Raw genomic sequence first — 21364 nt, 5'->3', positions numbered from 1 at the left:
GTTTAAAATTGGAAACGATGCAACAGATAGAGCAGCTTTATTACAATGATTTCGGAGTAGCATTCTTTTGGATAAAAGAGAAGAAGGTTTTGCGCCATAAAGTACAATTGGTGTTTAAAGAAACAGGTTTTTATCTAACACCGGAGGAAATGCAGGAATTCTCGGAACTGATTGATCTATCCTGCGAGAAAGCTTGTTGCTCGGAATGCGAGATGCGTGGCCGCTGCCATAAATTTTTACTGAAAACGCCCTTTGAAGCCATCGAACTGGCGGTTACGGAAAAAGAGGTGTACCAGATTAAAGACCTGGTTCAGGGAACTTTATTCCAGCTGAATTTAAACAAGTACCTGCGCGAATTGTGTAAAAACTAAACGCTTTTCAACACATAGGTTACAATTCCCCAAATAATGAGTTCGTTTTCTTCCGTTACTTTTATCGGTTCATAATCGGAATTTTCCGGAACGAGATACACACAGTCTTTTTCTATTTTAATCCGTTTTACGGTAAATTCCCCGTCAATATAACACACGGCGATTTTGTTGTTTTTGGGTTCCAGACTTTTGTCGATTACTAATATATCGCCATCATCAATTCCGGCTCCGGTCATTGAGTTTCCTTTGGCACGGGCATAGAACGTTGCTTCCTGATTTTTAACGACAACCTTATCAAGGCTGATTTTTGTTCCGTCAAAATCGGCAGCAGGCGAGGGAAATCCCGCTTTAATACCGGCTGATATAAAAGGCAGTTCTAAAGCGTTTTCCGAATCGGGGATAAAAAAGCTGAGGTTCTTTTTTGCTAACGGCATACGACTTCCATGATCTCTTTAATGTTTGTTGTATAATTTGGCGACAGATGTTGCTGTTTCATTTTCCAGGTTTTCTGTAAATCCTGGCTACCCAGCCTGATTTTTCGTTCGCCGGTTTTCCGGTGATAGGCATCCATGACTTCCATCAGTTTGAGGTGTTTCGGGTTTTCATCTTCAAACAGGTGCAGCTGTTTCTGATCCTGCGGCAGGAGCTGGGTTACAATCACTCCGGCTTTCAGGTAAACTTCATTGGGTTCGTATAGTTTTTCCAGGATAGTGACCGCCATATTGCTGATCGTTATGTTGGAATTGCTGGCAAAGGACAGGTTTTCCATCTGGCTGTAATAGTATCGTTTGGTTTTGGACCGCTGTTTGTCTTTTACCAATAGTACAATTACGCTATAGCAGCAGGATTGCTGTTTGCGGAGTTTTTCGGCACAAACGGAAGCAAAGGTCGCGATGCGTTCCCGGATTTCCCGGTAATCGGATAGTTTCTTTTCAAAGCTCCGGGTTATGGCAATACTTTTTTTAGAGTCCTGATGTTCTTCGAGTTCCAAGACGGATCTGCCCAGCAGTTCACTGCGCAACCGCAGTCCGATAACGCCCATTTCCCGTTTAATCCAGGCTTCGTGCTGTGGTAAGGTAAAATCGTAAGCGGTATGGATATGCTGTGCTTTTACTTTTTTGATCAGCCGGTAGCCAATGCCCCAAACGTCTTCAATTTTAGTCCATTTGAGTGCTTTGATCCGTTTTTCGTCGTTATCTATCACATATACGCCACCGGTACGTTCCTGGAATTTCTTGGCAATCTTGTTGGCCACTTTAGAGAGGCCTTTGGTGGGTGCAATGCCAACGCAAATTGGGATACTGATCCATTTTTGTACCCGTTTTTTCATCTGCACGCCATAGTCGTGGTAATCGGCAATAGCCAGGCCGTCAAAGTTTAAAAAGGCTTCGTCAATACTGTATTCTTCCACATTGGGTGTAAACTGCCGGAGGATGTTCATTACCCGTTGGCTTAAATCGCCATATAAAGGATAATTGGATGAAAATACTTTGACGTTGAGTTGTTTCAGCTGGTCCCGTACTTTGAACTCCGGAGCGCCCATAGGGATTCCCAAAGCTTTGGCTTCTTCACTGCGCGAAATGATACAACCGTCGTTGTTGGATAAAATGACAACGGGTTTGCCTGCATATTGGGGTTGGAATACGCGTTCGCAGGAAGCGTAAAAGTTGTTACAGTCTACCAGTGCATACATGCTGTAAAATTACAGTTTTGTTGGTAATGGGAGTGATAGGGAAGCGTTAAAATTGTTTTTCGGGCAGTATCTTAAAAATGGTGTAAAAACAAAAAAGTCATCAATAACTGATGACTTTTTGATATGATAAGGGTATTGTATTTTATAACAGATCCATTAAAGCAGACGGGAATAAACCAATAGCAATGTTTAACCCGATGGCAACTACCGCTACGATATAGAATTCAAACGGAACCGGTTTTGCTTCTTCGGAAGCTTCTTTGGTGTACATGGCACTGATTACTCGGAAATAGTAGTAAACACTAATGATAGAGTTTATAATTCCGGCAATAACCAATATTAAATATCCTGCCTGTAAAGTCTGGTTCAGGATAAAGAATTTTGCAAAGAAACCGGAGAAAATCGGAATACCGGCCATTGATAATAAAGAAGCCGAAAGGATCATTGCCATTAGTGGTTTGGTTTTACCCAATCCGTTAAAGTTGTCAATGTTTTCATTGTCTTTACCATTACATACATAAAGGATTACAGCAAAAGCAGCGATTCCTGCCAATGTATAGGCTACGGTATAGTAGAATAAACTTCCCGTTGCACTGGTAAGGTTTAATAATGCCATTAGCATAAAACCGGCATGGGAAATACCGGAAAAGGCAAGCATTCTCTTAATGTTGTTTTGGCGTAATGCCATGATATTTCCTACGGTCATGGAAGCGATAGAAATGATTACAATAACCGTTTCATAAGCAAAGTTCATGTTGCCGTTCATTGCCAGATTCAATTTGAAGAATGTCGCCATGGCAACTACTTTTGCCAGGGTACTCATTGTTGCTGTAGTTAGCGACGGAGCGCCTTCATAAACATCCGGTGCCCAGAAATGGAAAGGTACAGTGGCGATTTTGAACAGCATACCTACGGTAATCATACATACCCCGATATAGAACCAGTCTACCGTAGTAGCAGAGTTTGACGCTTCATAAATCATGTTCATGTCAAATGACGCTACGGCACCATATATTAAAGCAATACCGAAAAGAATAATTCCGGATGCAAAAGATCCCATCAGGAAGTATTTCATACCGGCTTCATTACTTTTTAAGCTTACAGGGTTACTACCGGCAAGGATGTATAAAGAGATAGATAAGATCTCGATGCCTAAGAAGAACATTGCCAGGTTTCCGAAAGAAACCATAGCTACAGCTCCTAATAGCAGGAATATTTTTATTGCTACAAAATCGGATAATTTTGAAGGACGGTCTTTGTAAAAGTTATGACTTAACGTAACCAGAAATACGGTTAACAAAATGAATAAACTGGAGAACGTTACGGTAAAGCGATTCACAACAATCATGTTGTTGTAATAACTTTCCGTTACATTAAATTCAGCCACGGTAATACCCAAAATTGCCAATAACCCTATTACTGTTACGGGAACAATGGCTTTTCTTAAGTTGAAAATTTCAGCTATAAGGCAGATAATACCTAATACTGCAATTGCTATTATTGTACTCATTATACTGGACTAAATTTATTTAATATGTACTAAAATCTCTTGTAAACTTGGTGTAATCAATTCGATTATCGGTTTCGGATACAATCCGAAGAACAATAAGAATCCGATGATTACCACAAATACAATTCCTTCGTTAACACTAACATCTGCAAACGGTTTTGCATTAGTTTCTCCTAACATTACGTGCTGGAACATTCTTAACATATAGAAAGCTCCTAAAATAATTGTTGTTCCGCCTACGATAGCAAAAGCTAAATTAACGGTGAACAAGCTGTATAATACGGTAAATTCACCTACAAAGTTAAAGGTTCCCGGTAATGCTACGGAAGCTAAAACCAGAATCATGAACATGGACGCAAATTTAGGCGACTGTGTTCGGATACCACCCATATCATGGATTGTACGGGTTTCGAAACGTCTGTAGATTACTTCTACTGCGAAGAATAAACCAACAATTACAAAACCGTGGGCAATCATTTGTAAAACAGCTCCTCTGAAACCATCCAAAGTGAGCGTATAGCATCCTGCTGCGATTAAGCCAACGTGGGCTAAAGAGGAATAGGCTAATAATTTCTTTAAGTCTTTTTGTTTTAAAGCAACAATAGAACCGTAAATGACACCGGCAATACTCAATCCGATAATCGGATACAGCATTTCTTTAGCCGCATTTGGTGCGATTGGCAACTGCCAGCGGATAACGGAATACAATCCCATTTTCAGCATGATACCGGATAATAACATCGTACCTACGGTTGGTGCTTTTTGGTACACATTCGCCTGCCAGGTGTGGAAAGGAATGATTGGAATTTTAATAGCATAAGCAAAAAAGAACGCTAAGAAAATCCAGAATTCTTCTGTTGACGTTAATTCCAAAGCGTATAATTTATCCAACTGGAAACTTCCTGCTTTCTGGTATAAATAAATAAAACCAACCAGCATGAATAAAGATCCGGCAAAGGTGTAGATAAAGAATTTAATAACGGCTTTTTTACGTTCTGCGGCATCGCCATTACCCCATAGTAACGCGATAAAGTAGATTGGAATTAAAGAAAGCTCCCAGAAAATATAGTACAGGAAACCGTCGGAGGCTAAGAATGTCCCCACCATGGCGAATGACATAAACAGCACTAAGGCATAAAAATTTCTGGCATTGTTAAAGTTGTTTCCAAAAGAAGAAAGCAGGATCAAAGGCGTTAAAGCAGTTGTTAAAACCACCATTGCCAGTGAAAGACCGTCGGCTTTTAAGGAAAACAGTATGTTAGGATTCGTCATCCAGACAGCGGAAAAGCTACTGTCTGTACCCTGACTAAACTGGTTTAAAATCATAAGGGAAGCACCTAAAGCAACCACACTGAAAAGTAAAGCTACTTTTGAAGCATTTTTATTTCCGGAGAAATAGGTTGCTACAGCTCCTAGTAATAAAATTAATAATAATATAGTTACGTCCATTTCTAACAGATTATCGTAAAAAGAATAAATAAAACACTACCGAACAAAGTCCGAATACAAAGGCGAATAAATAGAAACCAATATTTCCGTTTTGTAATTTTTTACCTTGTAAAGCCAATCCGTCAGCAACAGATCCGAATCCGAAGATTATTTGTGATAATCCGGTTTCGATATAATCTCTGAAGAATTTAGCAAGACTGTAAATAGGTTTTACAATAACGGCCATATAAGTCTCGTCAACATAATATTTGTTGTACAATACTTTGGCAAAGCCTGTAATTTGTTCGTCTTCTGCAGGAACCTGCGCTTGTTTGATATATTTTGAATAAGCAATTCCGATACCGATTAAAGCTCCGATAACTGCAAAGGCCATCAACATATATTCTGTTGTACCCAAATGGTGTTCTACGTGAACTTTGTGTGCAAAAATAGGCGCTAAATAGTCGTTTAACCAACTGTTGCCCGGCAGGCTGATCGCTCCGCCAATAACCGAAAGGATCCCTAAAACGATTAACGGGAACGTGATTAATCCCGGACTTTCATGCAAATGGTGTTTTTGTTCTGCAGTACCTCTGAATTCTTTAAAGAACGTCAGGTATAACAAACGGAACATATAGAACGCAGTCATAATAGACGCTAAGGCTGCAATAACCCAAAGCGCTTTATTTTGATGGAAGGCAACCATCAGGATTTCATCTTTAGAGAAGAAACCGGCAAATGGCGGTATTCCGGAAATAGCCAATGTTGCTAATAGGAAAGTCAGGTAAGTCACTTTCATTACGCTTTTTAAACCACCCATTTTGCGCATGTCCTGTTCGCCGTGTAAAGCGTGGATAACCGAACCGGAACCCAGGAACAAACAGGCTTTAAAGAAAGCGTGTGTGATTACGTGGAAAACAGCAATTTCATAGGCACCCAATCCTAAAGCCAGGAACATTAATCCTAACTGGGAAACAGTGGAGTAGGCCAATACTTTTTTGATATCGTTTTGTACCAGTCCGATAGAAGCCGCAACCAGAGAGGTAATTGCTCCCACAACCGCGATGATGCTCTGAACATCCGGAGTTAGGTCGAAAAGGAAGTTTAAACGGGTGATCATAAAGATACCGGCAGTAACCATCGTAGCGGCGTGAATTAAAGCCGAAACAGGAGTTGGTCCAGCCATCGCGTCCGGTAGCCAGGTGTATAACGGGATCTGGGCACTTTTACCGGCAGCACCAATAAACAAGCACAATGTTGCAATGCTTAACCATGTTGCCATTTCCGGGTTAGAACCGGTTAATACCGCATGTTTGATGGTCATGAAGTCCAAAGAGTTGAACAGGTATCCGATGATAAAGATCCCCACAAGGAAACCTAAATCCCCGATACGGTTCATGATAAAGGCTTTTTTAGCCGCATCGTTATAGTCCTGATTCTTATACCAGAATCCGATTAATAAATAGGAACACAATCCAACACCTTCCCAACCGATGAACATGATCAATAAGTTGCTTCCTACAACCAAAGTGATCATAAAGAAGATAAACAAATTCAGATAGGCAAAGAATTTGTGCATGTTCTCGTCATCATGCATATAGCTGATGGAGTAGATATGGATTAACGATCCGATTCCTGTTACGAACATTAGCCATAACAAGGATAGCTGATCTAATAATATATCAAAGTTGATGTTGAATTTCCCTAAAGAAATCCAGTCAAATAAATGAACATGTATAGGTTGTTTGCTTCCGCTTACCTGAATGAAGAAATAGGAAGTAACCAGGAAAGAAACCACTACGGCAAGTGTTCCTAAAATTCCGGAACCGCTTTTACCCAGCTGCTTTCCAAAAAATATATTAGATAAAAACCCGACAAAAGGGGCCAATAATAAGAGTAAAACTAAACTTGTCTCCATTAGGGATTATCCTTTTAAATTCTTTAAATTATCAATATCGATCGATCCTAAGTTTCTGAAAATAGAAACTAAAATCGCCAGACCTACAGCTACTTCTGCGGCAGCTACTGCCATTGAGAAAAATACGAATACCTGTCCCGATGCATCCTGATGGAAAGTAGAAAAAGCTACTAACAAAAGGTTTACAGCGTTTAACATAATCTCAATTGACATAAACATGATGATGGCATTTCTACGTAAAAGAATTCCAAAAACACCTATGCTGAATAACAGAGCGGATAAATATAAGTAGGTTTCTACACCAATTTCTTTTAAAATATGTTCCATATCAAATTAGGCTTTTTGTTTCTCTTTTTTAGAAATTAATACTGCTCCAATCATGGCTACTAAAAGTAATACCGAAGCAAATTCAAAAGGAACCATGTATTCGTTTAACAATACCTGTCCAAGAACTTTAATAGACTGGAAATCTTCACCGGACTGGTAGTAACTTTCTACAACCGGTTTTGTTTTTAATAAAGCAGCTAATAATACTAATGCTACAAGGCAGAAGGCGATGGTAGCGGCAAAGATTATTAATTTAGGTTTATGCTTTTCGTGATCTTTGTTCAGGTTCATTAACATGATGGTAAATAGCATCAGGATCATGATGGCGCCCGAATAGACAATGATGTGTACAATTGCAAGGAACTGTGCATTCAGCATTAAATAATGACCGGCAATCGAAAAGAAACAAATAACCAGATAAATAGCACTGTGAATCGGGTTTCTGCTGAAAATTGTCAGAAGAGCAGTTCCCAGTGTAATGGTCGATAGTATATAAAATAAAACTTCAATCATGATTAACTTGCCTTATGCTGATTAGTATTTTGTATGGCCATTTCTAACGGCATAACCAATTTGTCTTTTCCGTAAATAAAATCCTCGCGGTTGCTGCTTGATTTTACGATTACTTTTGATTTTGTAAGGAAAATCGCTTCTTTCGGACAGGCTTCTTCACACAATCCGCAGAAAATGCAACGCAGCATGTTGATTTCATAAATAGAAGCATATTTCTCTTCTCTGTACAAATGTTTTTCTTCCGGTTTGCGTTCTTCTGCTTTCATCGTGATGGCTTCTGCCGGGCAGGATAGCGCACAAAGTCCGCAGGCGGTACAGCGCTCTCTTCCCTCGTCATCACGCATCAGCATGTGCTGACCGCGGTAAACGGGACTGAATTCACGTTTTTGTTCCGGATATTTAATCGTTACTTTTCTTTTGAATAAGTGTTTGATCGTAATGATTAATCCTTTGAATATCGCAACCAGATAAAGGCTTTCCCAAAAAGTCATCTTTTTGTTGGAAACCTCTTTTTTTCTTCCTGATAATGAAATTGTATCTAATGACATCTCTTTTATTATTTTATTGGAAAAGTAAGATTACTGCTCCTGTTATAAGAATGTTTATAATAGCAAGAGGAAATAACATTTTCCATCCTAAATTCATCAATTGATCGTATCTAAATCTCGGGATTGTCCATCTTACCCACATATAGAAGAAGATGAAGAAACAGATTTTGGCAAACAACACACACATTCCAATCACGTTTGCAGCGTTTACACCCCAGTTTTCAACAGCCCAGTCCATACCCGGATAGTTATAGGCTCCGAAATACAATACAGCTAAAATGGTTGAGGAAATAAACATACTCGCATATTCCGCGAACAAATAGAATCCCATTTTCATGGACGAATATTCCGTGTGGTATCCACCGATAAGCTCCGCCTCACATTCCGCAAGGTCAAATGGCGTTCTGTTCGTTTCTGCGAAAGAACATACCAGGAAAATCAGGAAGCCTAAAGGCTGGTAAAATACATTCCAGTTCATGCCGGATTGTTGTGCGGCGATTTCACGAAGGCTTAGGGTTTCGGTCATCATTACCAAAGCAATAATGGATAATCCCATTGCTACTTCATAGGAGATCATCTGGGAAGCGGCACGCATAGCACTCATTAACGAGAACTTGTTGTTCGATGCCCATCCACCAATCATGATTCCGTAAACACTCACGGATAATACGCCAAAAACGTATAAGATCGCTACGTCAATATCGGTAGCCTGCAGGATAATATCCCTTCCGAATAAGTGTAATTTATCGCCCCATGGAATTACAGCACTGGTAATTAATGCCATACTCATGGAGATTGCCGGACCAATCGTAAATAAGAATTTATTAGGGGTATTCGGCAGGAATTCTTCTTTTGAGAATAATTTTAAACCATCGGCAAGGGGTTGTAAAATACCTCCTTTACCGGCACGGTTAGGACCAACACGGTCCTGTAGCCAAGCTGCAATTTTACGCTCTGCTAATGTAGAATACATCGCCATTATCATGGTAATAGCAAAAACAGCTATGATAATGACACTTTTCTCTATGATAATTGGAGTCTCCATTGCAAATTATGATTTAGAATTTCCGTTGTTCTGTAAAGGAACATCCACCATACTAATTTTCTTTCTGTCCATTTCACGACCCTGAAGAATTTGTTTTTCAGTATCGATAACCACTTTATCCAGTTTGCGGGTATAGTTGTTCTGGTTGATAACCGAGAATTTCTCGAATTTACGAGGTCCTTCAATTACCCAGTCTTCTACGTTTTTGTGGTCGAAACGACATTCGTTACAGATAAATTCTTCCACTTCGTGGTAAATATCTTTACGGGCTGTAACACGCTGGATTTCGTTTCCAAACATCCAAACCGTAGTTTTTCCGCAGCATTTGTCGCAATTTCTATGAGCATTATATGGTTTGTTAAACCAAACTCTGGATTTGAAACGGAAAGTCTTGTCGGTTAAAGCACCCACAGGACAAACGTCAATCATGTTTCCGGAGAATTCATTGTCAATCGCTTTGGAAATACAGGTTGAAATCTGGGAGTGGTCTCCGCGATTCATAACCCCGTGTACACGTCCGTCCGTTAACTGATCTGCTGTCATTACACAACGATAGCAAAGGATACAACGGTTCATGTGCAATTGAATGTTATCACCGATATTTTCCGGTTCAAATGTTCTTTTTTCTTCAATAAAACGGGTTTCCGATTTTCCGTTGTTAAAGCTTAGGTTTTGTAAATCACATTCCCCTGCCTGATCACAAACCGGACAGTCTAACGGGTGGTTGATTAATAAAAATTCGGTAACCGATTTCCGGGCTTCTACAACTCTCGGGGAAGAGATACTTTTTACTTCCATACCATCCATTACACCTGTAACGCATGATGCCATTAATTTAGGCATAGGAGTAGGGTTAGCATCACTACCTTTGGATACTTCTACTAAACAGCAACGGCATTTTCCACCGCTTCCTTTTAATTTAGAATAATAGCACATTGCCGGTGGAACCGACTCGCCTCCAATCATTCTAGCAGCTTGCAGGATAGTGGTTCCTGGTTCTACTTCTATTTCGTGACCGTCTATAGTAACTTTCATAGTACGCGATTCTTGACTTTATACAGTTTGTTTTGAGATTAAATGTCTTACTTTTTCAAAAGGCTCGTTGACAAAGTGATCTCTGTTTTTTATTTTTTCTGGGAAACGAACGTGGAATTCGAATTCGTCTCTGAAGTGACGGATTGCCGCCGCTACAGGCCATGCTGCAGCATCTCCAAGCGGACAGATGGTGTTTCCTTCAATCTTGCTCTGAATGTCCCAAAGCAGGTCGATGTCTTCCATTCTTCCGTGTCCGTTTTCAATTCGGTGTAATACTTTTTCCAGCCATCCTGTTCCTTCACGGCATGGGGAACATTGTCCGCAGCTTTCGTGGTGGTAGAAACGGGAGAAGTTCCAGGTGTTTCGTACAATACAGGTCGTATCGTTATACACGATAAACCCACCGGATCCCAACATGGATCCTGTAGCGAAACCACCGTCACTTAATGATTCGTAGGACATTAAACGGTCTTCACCGTTTGCTGTTTTATTGATAAGGTGTGCCGGTAAAATAGGAACAGATGATCCTCCCGGTACTAATGCTTTTAAAGGTCTGTCGTCCATCATTCCACCCAGATATTCATCGGAGTTCATGAATTCTTCAACGCTTAGTCCTAATTCTATTTCGTATACACCCGGATTTTTGATATGTCCAGATGCAGAGATTAATTTTGTTCCTGTAGAACGTCCGATCCCGATTGTAGCATATTCGGCACCTGAATTGTTCACAATCCAAGGCACAGCTGCAATAGATTCTACGTTGTTTACCACCGTTGGGTTTGCCCATAAACCGCTAACCGCCGGGAATGGTGGTTTGATTCTCGGGTTTCCTCTTTTTCCTTCCAAGGATTCAATCAGCGCCGTTTCTTCACCGCAGATATAGGCTCCGGCACCGCAATGAACATGTAAGTCCAATGAGAAATCGGTTCCTAAAATATTCTTTCCTAACCATCCGGCAGCATAGGCTTCTTTGATGGCTCTTTCCAGAATTTTAAATACCCACATATATTCCCCACGGATATAAATGTAAGATAGGTTGGCACCCAATGCATAACTGGAGGTAATCATCCCTTCAATTAATAAGTGCGGAATATATTCCATCAGGAAACGGTCTTTGAAAGTTCCCGGTTCCGATTCATCGGCATTGCATACCAGGTGTCTTGGCTTGCCCGATTTTTTATCAATAAAACTCCATTTTAAACCTACAGGGAAACCAGCACCACCACGACCGCGAAGTCCTGATGTTTTTACTTCTTCTGTAACTTCGTCCGGAGTTAATGTTTTTAAAGCTTTCTCCACAGAAGCATATCCTCCGTTCTGGCGGTATACTTCATAGGTTTTGATACCTGGAATATTTATCTTGTCTAATAATATCTTTCTTCCCATGGTATTATTTATCGTGTAAGTTGATTTTACCTTCTCTGCAATCGGCAATGATTGCATCTACTTTTTCTTTTGTAAGATGTTCTTTGTAGAAATCCCCGATTTGCATCATTGGTGCATAACCGCAGGCTCCTAAACATTCTACACCAACAACGGTAAACATTCCGTCCACTGTGGTTTCCCCTTCCTTAATACCCAGTTTATTGCAGGTATAGTCCATTAAGTCTTCGGCTCCGCGAACGGCACAACAGGATGTTCTGCAAAATTCGAACATGTATTTACCGATAGGCTTCTGATTGAACATGGTATAGAAAGTGACTACTTCATACACTTCAACAGGCTGAATTTTTAAAATTTCAGCAACATTGTCCATTAATTCGTAGCTTAACCAATTCTCGTGAGCATCCTGTACTTCGTGTAATACAGGAAGTAAAGCGGATTTTCTTTTATCTTCCGGATAGTGGCTGATCAGTTCATTGATTCGGGCCATTAGTTCCGGGGTCATATTTATTTCTTGTTTGTATTGGGTATTTTCCATAATCATTATGCGTCTAATTCACCGGCAATTACGTTAAGACTTGACAAAGTTGCAATCGCATCGGAAAGCATTTGTCCTCTAACCATATCGTTATAAGCCTGATAATATATAAAGCATGGTCTTCTGAAATGTAAACGATAAGGGGTTCTGCTTCCGTCGGTAATCAAATAGAAACCAACTTCTCCGTTTCCTCCTTCAACAGGATGGTATACTTCCGTTAACGGCACAGGAACTTCTCCCATTACGATTTTAAAGTGGTAGATTAAAGCTTCCATATTGTGGTACACTTCATCTTTTGGCGGCAGGTAATAATCCGGTACATTTGCATGGTATGGTCCTTCCGGTAATTTTGCCAATGCCTGGCGGATGATACTCAAACTTTCCCAGACTTCTGCATTACGAACGCAGAAACGGTCATAAGTATCTCCGTGTTTTCCTACGGGAATGTTGAATTCGAAATCTTCATACGAGCTGTATGGCTGCATTACACGAACGTCATAATCCACACCGGCAGCACGCAGGTTCGGACCTGTAAATCCGTAGCTGATTGCTTTTTCTGCAGTAATGGCTCCTACTCCGATAGTACGGTCCATAAAGATCCGGTTTCGGGTTAACAGGTTTTCAAATTCTGTCCATATTGGCGGGAATTCTTCTAAAAAGTCGTTGATCTTTTTAAAAGCTGCCGGACTCCATTCTCTTTCAAAACCTCCGATTCTTCCCATGTTTGTGGTCAAACGGGCACCGCAGATTTCTTCGTAGATTTCATATATTTTTTCGCGGAACTGGAATACATATAAGAATCCGGTTAAGGCTCCTGTATCTACTCCCATAACCGAACTACAGATAATGTGATCGGCAATACGGGCTAATTCCATGATGATTACACGAAGGTATTGTACTCTTTTCGGCACTTCAATTCCAAGTGCTTTTTCTAAAGTCATCCACCATCCCATATTATTAATAGGAGCGGAGCAATAGTTCATACGGTCGGTTAAAACCGTAATCTGGTAAAAAGGTCTGTTTTCGGCAATTTTCTCAAAAGCACGATGGATGTATCCAACGGTACCTTCACCATCAAGAATGCGTTCCCCGTCCATTAAAAGGATGTTCTGGAAGATTCCGTGGGTAGCAGGGTGCGTAGGACCTAAGTTCAGTATCGAAAGCTCACTTCCGTCTTCATTTCTTCTGCTCTCAATAACTTTCGCATATCGATGCTCTGGTGGTAATAATAGATCTGACATTTTAGTTGTAAAAATATTTTTTTCAGGTTACTATTAGCAATTTTGGGTTGTTCTACCGAAAAATCGGTCGTCTTTATCGGTTCTTCCGCCGTCTTCCATTGGGAATTCTTTACGCAAAGGAAAAGATTCCATTTCATCCATGTTTAGAATACGCTTTAATTGCGGGTGTCCTTTAAATATGATTCCGTAAAAATCATAGGTTTCTCTTTCCTGCCAGTTCGAGCTTAGGAAAAGCCCGGTTACTGTATCGATTTCCGGCTGGTCGCCATTCAGATAGCATTTGATGCGGATGCGAACATTGTCCACCCAGTTGTGCATGTGGTATACCACGGCAAACTGACGGTCTTTGTCATAATCCGGATAATGGATGCCGCACAAATCGGTTAGGAAATTAAAACGTAAAGTAGCATCATCTCTTAGAAATTTCATAACTTCTATGATAGAGTCTGATGCTACTTCAAATGTGAAAATATCATGTTGTTGAAAGAAATCGGTTACTTTTAATCCGAAATTTTCAATCAATTTGTTTTGTATTACTGAGGTTTCTAAAGCCATTTTATTTGATGTTATAAGAACCTAATAAGTCTTTGTATTCGTCTGATCCTCTTCTTCTAACGGATTCGCTTTTTACAATTTCCTGTAAGCGCATGATACCGTCCAGAATTTGCTCCGGTCTTGGCGGGCATCCCGGAACGTACACATCCACAGGAATTACCTTGTCAATACCCTGAAGTACGGAATAGGTATCAAAAACACCACCGGAAGAAGCGCAGGCTCCAACAGCGATAACCCATTTCGGTTCTGACATTTGTTCGTAAACCTGGCGTAAAATCGGAGCCATTTTTTTAGCTATGGTTCCCATAACCAGCAGCATGTCTGCCTGTCTTGGTGAGAAACTCATACGTTCCGATCCGAAACGTGCCACATCATAATGGGCAGCCATGGTTGCCATGAATTCAATACCGCAGCATGATGTTGCAAACGGTAAAGGCCATAAAGAATTGGCTCTGGCTAATCCTACAACAGAATCTAATTTGGTAGCAAAAAATCCTTCTCCGGCAAATCCTTCCGGAGCGTCTACCATGTTATATTTAGAAGTATCACTCATCGTTATTATTTTTTTGGATTTTCAACGGGTTTCAAAAGTCCAGAAAACCGTCTACAATCAAATTCTTATTCCCATTCCAATCCTTTCTTCTTGAGGACATAAAAAAAGCCCACTACAAGAAGCGTCATAAAGATCCCCATTTTTAAGAATCCTTCTAAGCCCATAGCTCTAAAGTTAACGGCCCAAGGATACATAAATATCACTTCAACATCGAAAAGAACAAATAATATAGCGACTAAAAAGTATTTAACTGAGAAAGGAATACGGGCATTACCGACAGATTCGATACCGCATTCGAAATTTTTATCCTTGTTTTTCGAGTGCCTTTTAGGTCCTAAATAGCCTGAAATTATGATGGTAGTTACCACAAATCCGATAGCTAAAAGTGATTGCATCACTATTGGAATGTAATCAATTTGGTTTGTTTGCATGATTAATCTCTTAATTCTGGAAATAATTCACAAATATACATTCCTTAGCGGGATAAGCAACTTTAATTTTTAATGATTTTGGCGTGGTTTTCTGCTGTAATCGCAAAATATATTTAGACTAAATATAAATAATGAAATTTTATAAAAGAGTTTTTGTGTAAAATGCAGGTATAAAAAAACCGCTCTGAGAAGAGCGGTTTAGTCATTTAGGTAACCAAAAATTAATATATTTATTAGTCTTCGATAACTACTACTTTAGCAGCTACTTTACCTTTTCTTCCTTCTTCTTCTTCGTAAGAAACTTTATCACCTTCATTTAAAGTTTCAACTTTAATTCCAGTAGCGTGAACGAAAATGTCCTTTCCTGTTTCTTCGTCAGTAATAAATCCATAACCTTTGGATTCATTAAAAAATTTTACTTTGCCTGTTCGCATAGAGTAATAAAAAAAAATAATTAATAATTACCAAAGATAAACTTTTTTTTAACACAAACAAGTTTTTAGTGAAAAAAATAAGGTGATTATGTTTAATTTTTGATAAGTTTAAATTTCTGTTAAGATTGTTTTAATTCATTAAAAAAAGCGGACCGAAATCCGCTTTTTTATCTATTTTTTAAGGGCAACCCTAATGGATAATTCCTCCAGTTGCTTGTCGTCAATTACAGCCGGAGCATCGATCATAACGTCTCTTCCGGAATTGTTTTTCGGGAAGGCGATAAAATCGCGGATTGTTTCCTGGCCGCCTAAAATGGCTACCAAACGGTCCAGTCCGAATGCCAGTCCGCCGTGTGGTGGCGCTCCGTATTGGAAAGCATCCATCAGGAATCCGAATTGTGCTTTGGCTTCTTCTTCGCTGAAACCTAAATATTTAAACATCAGCTGTTGTGTTTCTTTGTCGTGGATACGGATAGATCCGCCGCCAATTTCATTTCCGTTTAAAACCATGTCGTAAGCATTGGCTCTTACTTTTCCGGGATCGGTTTCCAGCAAGTGCATGTCTTCCGGTTTCGGAGAGGTAAACGGGTGGTGCATCGCGTGGAAACGTTCGCTTTCTTCATCCCATTCCAATAGCGGGAAATCGACTACCCATAGTGGTGCAAATTCCTCCGGTTTGCGGAGTCCTAAACGCATTGCCACTTCCATACGCAAAGCGCTTAACTGGGAACGTGTTTTGTTTGCCGGACCGGATAAAACCAGGATCAAATCGCCCGGATTTGCCTGAGTTGCTTTTGCCCAGTTTTGTAGGTCTTCCTGGTCGTAGAACTTGTCTACAGACGATTTGAAACTGCCGTCGGCTTCATATTTACAATAAACCATCCCGGAAGCACCAATCTGTGGTCGCTTAACCCAGTCGATCAAATTGTCAATTTCTTTTCGGGTATAGGCAGCACCGCCCGGAACCGCAATACCCACAACCAGCTCGGCACTGTTGAATACCGCGAATTCTTTGTGCTGTGCTACAGCATTTAATTCTCCGAATTCCATCCCGAAACGGATATCCGGTTTGTCATTACCATAGGTTTTCATGGCATGATCGTATGTCATTCTCGGGAATTTGTCTACTTCAATTCCTTTGATCTCTTTTAGTAAGTGACGGGTCAATCCTTCAAAAGTGTCCAGGATGTCTTCCTGTTCCACAAATGCCATTTCGCAGTCAATTTGTGTAAACTCCGGCTGTCTGTCGGCTCTTAGATCTTCGTCACGGAAACATTTCACAATCTGGAAATATTTGTCCATACCACCCACCATCAGCAATTGTTTGAATGTTTGCGGCGATTGCGGCAGGGCATAGAATTGTCCTTCGTTCATACGGGAAGGTACAACAAAATCACGGGCTCCTTCCGGAGTGGATTTTATTAAATAAGGTGTTTCTACCTCGCAGAAATCCTGTGCGGAAAGATAGTTTCTAACTTCCTGTGCCACTTTGTGACGGAATAGCAAACTGTTTTTTACCGGGTTTCTGCGGATGTCCAGATAACGGTATTTCATACGGATATCTTCGCCACCGTCTGTTTCATCTTCAATCGTGAACGGCGGTGTAATGGCCGCATTTAATATGTTTAATTCGGAAACTAAAATTTCGATGTCTCCGGTTGGAATGTTAGCGTTTTTGGATTCACGTTCAATAACGGTTCCTTTAACCTGAATGACAAATTCACGGCCCAATGTCTTGGCTTTTTCAAAAACATCGGTATTTGTTCTGTTTGCATCAAAGATTAATTGTGTGATTCCATAACGGTCGCGTAAATCAACCCAGATCATGAATCCTTTATCACGTGTTTTCTGAACCCATCCGGCCAAAGTAACTTCTTTACTGATATCGGAAGCTCGTAATGCTCCACAATTATGACTTCTATACATTTTTTTAAAATTTAAGCGCAAATTTAAGTTTTTTGTTTCAAGTTTAAAGTCAAAGGATTAAAGTTTTGTATGGATTCTTTTGTAAAAAATGACCCTGTGTGTCATAAATGCCTGCTTTCCAATGTTAAGTTTTATCCAATGTTACTAAATTGTTAAGTAAAAGTTTTCTAATTGTAAATTTAATTTATACATTTGATATATAATTGTTAACCTATTTAAACTTTAAAGCTATGAAAAAGAACTTAATTGCAGGATTATTATTGTTTTCGGGAGTGTTGTTTGCACAAAATATAGAACCAAAATATGAGATTGTAGGAGGGTTAGTCAAAGCAACATACTATTACGATAATGGCCAGTTGAAGCAGGAGGGATTCTATAAAGATGCTAAGCCTCACGGAAAATGGGTTGCCTTTAACGAAGACGGATCGAAACAATCAATAGGCGAATATGCTGACGGTAAAAAATCAGGAAAATGGTTTTTCTGGAATAAAGCGACTTTAAGTGAAGTGGATTATTCCAATAGCAGAATTGCCGATGTGAAAAGCTGGAAACAGGAAGCTTTGGTAAACAGGAATTAATTATGGTTTGAACTTTCAAAAAAAGTTAATACTGTTCGCGCGGTCTTAATAGGACCAGCTTCTTAAAAGAGGAATGGCTGTTATAAATTTTATAACAGCCATTCTTAGTTTAAATTGTTTTGTTTGTTTTTGTTTACATTTTATGCGTTGGCGTAAAACCATCTTCGCTAATTTCATTCGCGACATAGTCTTCTACCATTAATTCGGCATAATTTGTGCTTTTACCTTTAGAGAATTTGTGAATAATTATCTCCATGATATCATAGATAACCGGTACGATTACTAAAGTAAGGAATAAGGAACTGATTAATCCTCCGATAATTACCCAGGCCAATCCGTTTTTCCATTCGGCTCCGGCTCCGGAAGCCAATGCGATAGGAAGCATACCGAATACCATCGCAATCGTGGTCATCAGGATCGGACGAAGACGCGCGTGGTTTGCCTGAATTAGGGCATCGTGAATGGACTCCCCGGCAGCACGACGCTGATTCGTAAAGTCAACAAGCATGATCGCATTCTTACATACCAATCCGATTAGCATGATGATCCCCAAAATGGTAAAGATATTTAAGGAGTTGTTTGTTAAACCTAAGGCTAATAACGCTCCGATAAAGGATAACGGTACCGAGAACAATACTACAAACGGGTGAACATAACTGTCATATAGACCAACCATTACCAGGTAAACCAAAATGATAGCGGCCAATAAGGCGAATCCTAACGTTCCGAAACCTTCTGTCTGGTTTTCCATATCACCACCCCAAACATAGTTTACACCGGTTGGTTTGTGTAATTTTTCGAAAGCCGACTGCCATTCTGCAGCAACAGTACCCGTAGGGCGACCTACTGTTTGTCCCTGAACGGTTACGGAAGCACTCTTGTCACGACGCTCCAGCTGGCTTGGTCCTGATCCTTCTTTTACCGTAGCAAATTGTGACAATTTGATTTGTTCTCCTTTGTCGTTAACAAAGTTCAGGTTGCTGACATCTTCAATGTTTTTTCTGTTGAAAGCATTGTATCGGATGTTGATGTCGTATTCGTACTCTCCGGCACGGTATTTTCCGTCGGTATTTCCGCTGAAAGCTGTTTGCATAGTCATACCAACCGTTTGTAAGGTCAATCCTAATGCCGCCATTTTATCACGGTCTACCTGAACATTTACTTCCGGGTTTCCGGTTTCTACCGATAGTTTAATCTCGGAAGCTCCTTTTATTTTGTACAATTCTTTCTCGGCCGCTTTTGCGAAAACCATAGCACTGTCCAGTGTTGTTCCGGTAATCACTAAAGCTAAAGGTGCTTCTTCTGCCGTACCCATGATACTCATACCTACGGTTTTGATTTTAGCGCCTACCAATACCTTTTGCAGTTTACGTTTTGTTTTGGCCGCATATACATAAGAATCGTCCTCACGGTCTTTCTGGTCAACCATTTTTACACGGATTTCAGATTTATAAGCCGTAGCCTGTGTTCCTCCGAATCCTTCACTGGTTTGACCTACCGTAGTGATCATACTCTTAACATCTTCTTCTTTTTTAAGGAAATCTTCCGCTTTTTGCGTCATAAAGTTCGTTTGTTCCAATGAAGCATCTTTCGGCATTTCGATTTGTACTAAGAATTCTCCGGCATCCGATCTGGCGAAGAATTCTCCACCCACATAACCACCGGCAACCATATATAAAGAGGAAACAAATAAAACCAAAACAACGGCTAAAGTTCTTCTTTTATGTCCTAAACACCAGGTTAAGATATTACTTACCCAGTTTGTAAAACGGGTTAGTAAGCTTTCAAATCCTAAAATGATTCTTCCAAACAGGTTTTTACCTTCAATGTGCTCCAGTTTTCCAAAACGGGAAGATAACCACGGAACAATCGTAAAGGACGACAGTAATGATAATAAGGTTGAGATAATTACGGTAACACAGAATTGCGTAATAATGTTGGATACCAAACCGGTACTCATCGCAATCGGTAAGAACACCACCACAATTACCAATGTAATCGATACTACGGTTCCACCAATTTCGGATGTAGCATCATAAGCGGCGCGTACCCTGTTTTTACCCATCTCCATGTGCCTGTAAATATTCTCCAGTACCACAATAGCATCATCCACAAGAATACCAACTACTAATGAAAGTCCTAATAAACTCATTAAGTTAAGGGTATAATCCAGGAATACAAACCCGATAAAGGTTGCGATCAAAGAGGCCGGAATGGAAACCATTACAATAAGTGAGTTACGGATACTGTGCAGGAAGAATAACATTACCAGAGCAACCAGGATTACCGCCAAAATTAAATCGTGGATAACCGAGTCTGCAGCTTCCAAAGTAAATACGGAACTGTCGTTGGCAATATTTAATTCTAACTGCTGTGCCTGATAGTCAACTTTTAATTGGCCTAATAATTTCTGAACCTGCTCACTTACATCAACCGCATTCGCATCAGATTGTTTGATAACCTGAAGAATAATCGCGTTTTTCTCGTTAACACGGGCAATTTTTTCAACATCTTTCTGGGCATCCTGAACATCGGCAATATCATCCAGACGAATCTGTATTCCGTTTTTGTCCGATACAATTAAGTTTCGAAGCTCCTGAACATTTTTGTATTTTCCGGCTAAACGGATTAATACTTTCTGGTCACGCGTCTGGATACTTCCTGTAGGGAAATCCAGATTTGAGGTTAAGATTCCCTGTTGTACCTGTGGAACAGATAGTCCGTATCCTTTCATTTTATCGGCATCCAGGTTTACCTGAATTTCACGTTCCTGTCCGCCAATCAGACGAATCTGTGCCACACCGTTTACACGGGAAAGGATCGGGCTGATTTTTTTGTCGATAAGGTCAAAAAACTGTGCTTCATCCATTTTGGCATTGGCAGCGATAGTCATGATCGGTAAATCACTCAGGGAGAATTTACTTAATGACGGCTGTTTTACATCGTCCGGAAGATCACTCAAAATGGCATTGATCTTACGTTGGGCATCATTTAAAGCAAAATCCACATTGGCATTGTTGTTTAACTGAATGGCAACAACCGATAAGCTTTCGTATGATTTGGAGTCGATTTTTTTAATGTTCTCCAATGAAGAAATCGCATCTTCTATTTTCTTTGTAACGGTATTTTCAACCTCACCAGGAGAAGCTCCGGGATATATGGTAGAAATACTGATTACGTTATTTTCAAATTTCGGGATTAATTCATAACCCAAAAGGCCGTAGCTGAATAATCCTCCTAATGTCAGAATCGTAAAGAGAACGACAATTAGTGACGGGCGTTTTATTGATATTTCTGCTAATTTCATATATTTTTTGAGTTTTAAGTTCTGACGTTG

21 protein-coding genes are annotated in these 21364 nt (G+C 40.0%); 2 read left to right on the top strand and 19 right to left on the bottom strand.

Going from position 1 to position 21364, the window contains the following annotated elements:
* Positions 1-17: 17 nt before the first annotated feature.
* A complete protein-coding gene (locus HW120_RS02275; RefSeq protein ID WP_177730383.1) occupies positions 18-371 on the top strand; it encodes a hypothetical protein in 354 nt (117 codons plus the stop codon).
* Here the strand turns inward: HW120_RS02275 and HW120_RS02270 are convergent.
* The 18 genes from HW120_RS02270 to aspS all read right to left on the bottom strand — a co-directional run bounded on the left by HW120_RS02270 (position 368) and on the right by aspS (position 17449).
* Positions 368-805 (bottom strand): LexA family protein, encoded by a 438-nt coding sequence (locus tag HW120_RS02270; protein ID WP_177730381.1) that lies wholly within the window; start codon positions 803-805, stop codon positions 368-370. The genes HW120_RS02275 and HW120_RS02270 overlap by 4 nt on opposite strands.
* Positions 796-2064, bottom strand: a complete 1269-nt coding sequence (locus HW120_RS02265) for a Y-family DNA polymerase (RefSeq protein WP_177730379.1) — start codon at positions 2062-2064, stop codon at positions 796-798. Before HW120_RS02265 ends, HW120_RS02270 begins: the two co-directional genes overlap by 10 nt.
* A gap of 142 nt (positions 2065-2206) precedes the next feature.
* A complete protein-coding gene (locus HW120_RS02260; RefSeq protein WP_177730376.1) occupies positions 2207-3574 on the bottom strand; it encodes an NADH-quinone oxidoreductase subunit N in 1368 nt (455 codons plus the stop codon).
* Between the two features lie 15 nt (positions 3575-3589).
* Entirely contained in the window at positions 3590-5023 is a 1434-nt protein-coding gene (locus HW120_RS02255; RefSeq protein WP_177730374.1) for a complex I subunit 4 family protein, read from the bottom strand.
* Positions 5024-5033: 10 nt separating this feature from the next.
* Positions 5034-6920, bottom strand: a complete 1887-nt coding sequence (nuoL, locus tag HW120_RS02250) for an NADH-quinone oxidoreductase subunit L (protein ID WP_177730372.1) — start codon at positions 6918-6920, stop codon at positions 5034-5036.
* Positions 6921-6926: 6 nt separating this feature from the next.
* A complete protein-coding gene (gene nuoK, locus HW120_RS02245; RefSeq protein WP_136403880.1) occupies positions 6927-7247 on the bottom strand; it encodes an NADH-quinone oxidoreductase subunit NuoK in 321 nt (106 codons plus the stop codon).
* A gap of 6 nt (positions 7248-7253) precedes the next feature.
* Positions 7254-7760: an NADH-quinone oxidoreductase subunit J family protein gene (locus HW120_RS02240; protein WP_177730370.1), complete on the bottom strand. Its 507-nt coding sequence runs from the start codon at positions 7758-7760 to the stop codon at positions 7254-7256.
* Between the two features lie 2 nt (positions 7761-7762).
* A complete protein-coding gene (gene nuoI, locus HW120_RS02235) occupies positions 7763-8308 on the bottom strand; it encodes an NADH-quinone oxidoreductase subunit NuoI (protein WP_177730368.1) in 546 nt (181 codons plus the stop codon).
* Positions 8309-8321: 13 nt separating this feature from the next.
* A complete protein-coding gene (gene nuoH / locus HW120_RS02230) occupies positions 8322-9353 on the bottom strand; it encodes an NADH-quinone oxidoreductase subunit NuoH (protein WP_177730366.1) in 1032 nt (343 codons plus the stop codon).
* Between the two features lie 6 nt (positions 9354-9359).
* Positions 9360-10388: a 2Fe-2S iron-sulfur cluster-binding protein gene (locus HW120_RS02225; RefSeq protein ID WP_177730364.1), complete on the bottom strand. Its 1029-nt coding sequence runs from the start codon at positions 10386-10388 to the stop codon at positions 9360-9362.
* An 18-nt stretch (positions 10389-10406) separates the two neighbouring features.
* Entirely contained in the window at positions 10407-11774 is a 1368-nt protein-coding gene (gene nuoF / locus HW120_RS02220; protein WP_177730362.1) for an NADH-quinone oxidoreductase subunit NuoF, read from the bottom strand.
* Between the two features lie 4 nt (positions 11775-11778).
* Positions 11779-12309 (bottom strand): NADH-quinone oxidoreductase subunit NuoE family protein, encoded by a 531-nt coding sequence (locus tag HW120_RS02215; protein ID WP_177730360.1) that lies wholly within the window; start codon positions 12307-12309, stop codon positions 11779-11781.
* Positions 12310-12314: 5 nt separating this feature from the next.
* Positions 12315-13550 carry an NADH-quinone oxidoreductase subunit D gene (locus HW120_RS02210; RefSeq protein WP_177730358.1) on the bottom strand — a complete coding sequence of 412 codons (1236 nt, stop codon included), beginning with the start codon at positions 13548-13550 and terminating at the stop codon, positions 12315-12317.
* A 33-nt stretch (positions 13551-13583) separates the two neighbouring features.
* Complete coding sequence (locus HW120_RS02205) at positions 13584-14105, bottom strand: NADH-quinone oxidoreductase subunit C (protein WP_177730356.1); 522 nt, start codon at positions 14103-14105, stop codon at positions 13584-13586.
* Between the two features lies 1 nt (position 14106).
* A complete protein-coding gene (locus tag HW120_RS02200; RefSeq protein WP_177730354.1) occupies positions 14107-14658 on the bottom strand; it encodes an NADH-quinone oxidoreductase subunit B in 552 nt (183 codons plus the stop codon).
* Positions 14659-14723: 65 nt separating this feature from the next.
* Positions 14724-15089: an NADH-quinone oxidoreductase subunit A gene (locus HW120_RS02195; protein ID WP_177730352.1), complete on the bottom strand. Its 366-nt coding sequence runs from the start codon at positions 15087-15089 to the stop codon at positions 14724-14726.
* Positions 15090-15322: 233 nt separating this feature from the next.
* Positions 15323-15523: a cold-shock protein gene (locus HW120_RS02190; RefSeq protein ID WP_177730349.1), complete on the bottom strand. Its 201-nt coding sequence runs from the start codon at positions 15521-15523 to the stop codon at positions 15323-15325.
* Between the two features lie 171 nt (positions 15524-15694).
* The gene (gene aspS / locus HW120_RS02185) at positions 15695-17449 is read right to left on the bottom strand and encodes an aspartate--tRNA ligase (RefSeq protein ID WP_177730347.1); all 1755 of its coding nucleotides are present in this window, start codon (positions 17447-17449) and stop codon (positions 15695-15697) included.
* A 230-nt stretch (positions 17450-17679) separates the two neighbouring features.
* Between aspS and HW120_RS02180 the strand changes: the two genes are divergently transcribed.
* Positions 17680-18027 carry a toxin-antitoxin system YwqK family antitoxin gene (locus tag HW120_RS02180; RefSeq protein ID WP_177730345.1) on the top strand — a complete coding sequence of 116 codons (348 nt, stop codon included), beginning with the start codon at positions 17680-17682 and terminating at the stop codon, positions 18025-18027.
* Positions 18028-18160: 133 nt separating this feature from the next.
* Here HW120_RS02180 and HW120_RS02175 read toward each other — a convergent pair whose 3' ends face one another.
* Positions 18161-21334 carry an efflux RND transporter permease subunit gene (locus HW120_RS02175; RefSeq protein WP_177730343.1) on the bottom strand — a complete coding sequence of 1058 codons (3174 nt, stop codon included), beginning with the start codon at positions 21332-21334 and terminating at the stop codon, positions 18161-18163.
* Between the last annotated feature and the right edge of the window lie 30 nt (positions 21335-21364).

Source organism: Flavobacterium inviolabile (genome assembly GCF_013389455.1).
GTDB lineage: Bacteria > Bacteroidota > Bacteroidia > Flavobacteriales > Flavobacteriaceae > Flavobacterium > Flavobacterium inviolabile.
This window is presented reverse-complemented; position numbering and strand designations above follow the sequence as displayed.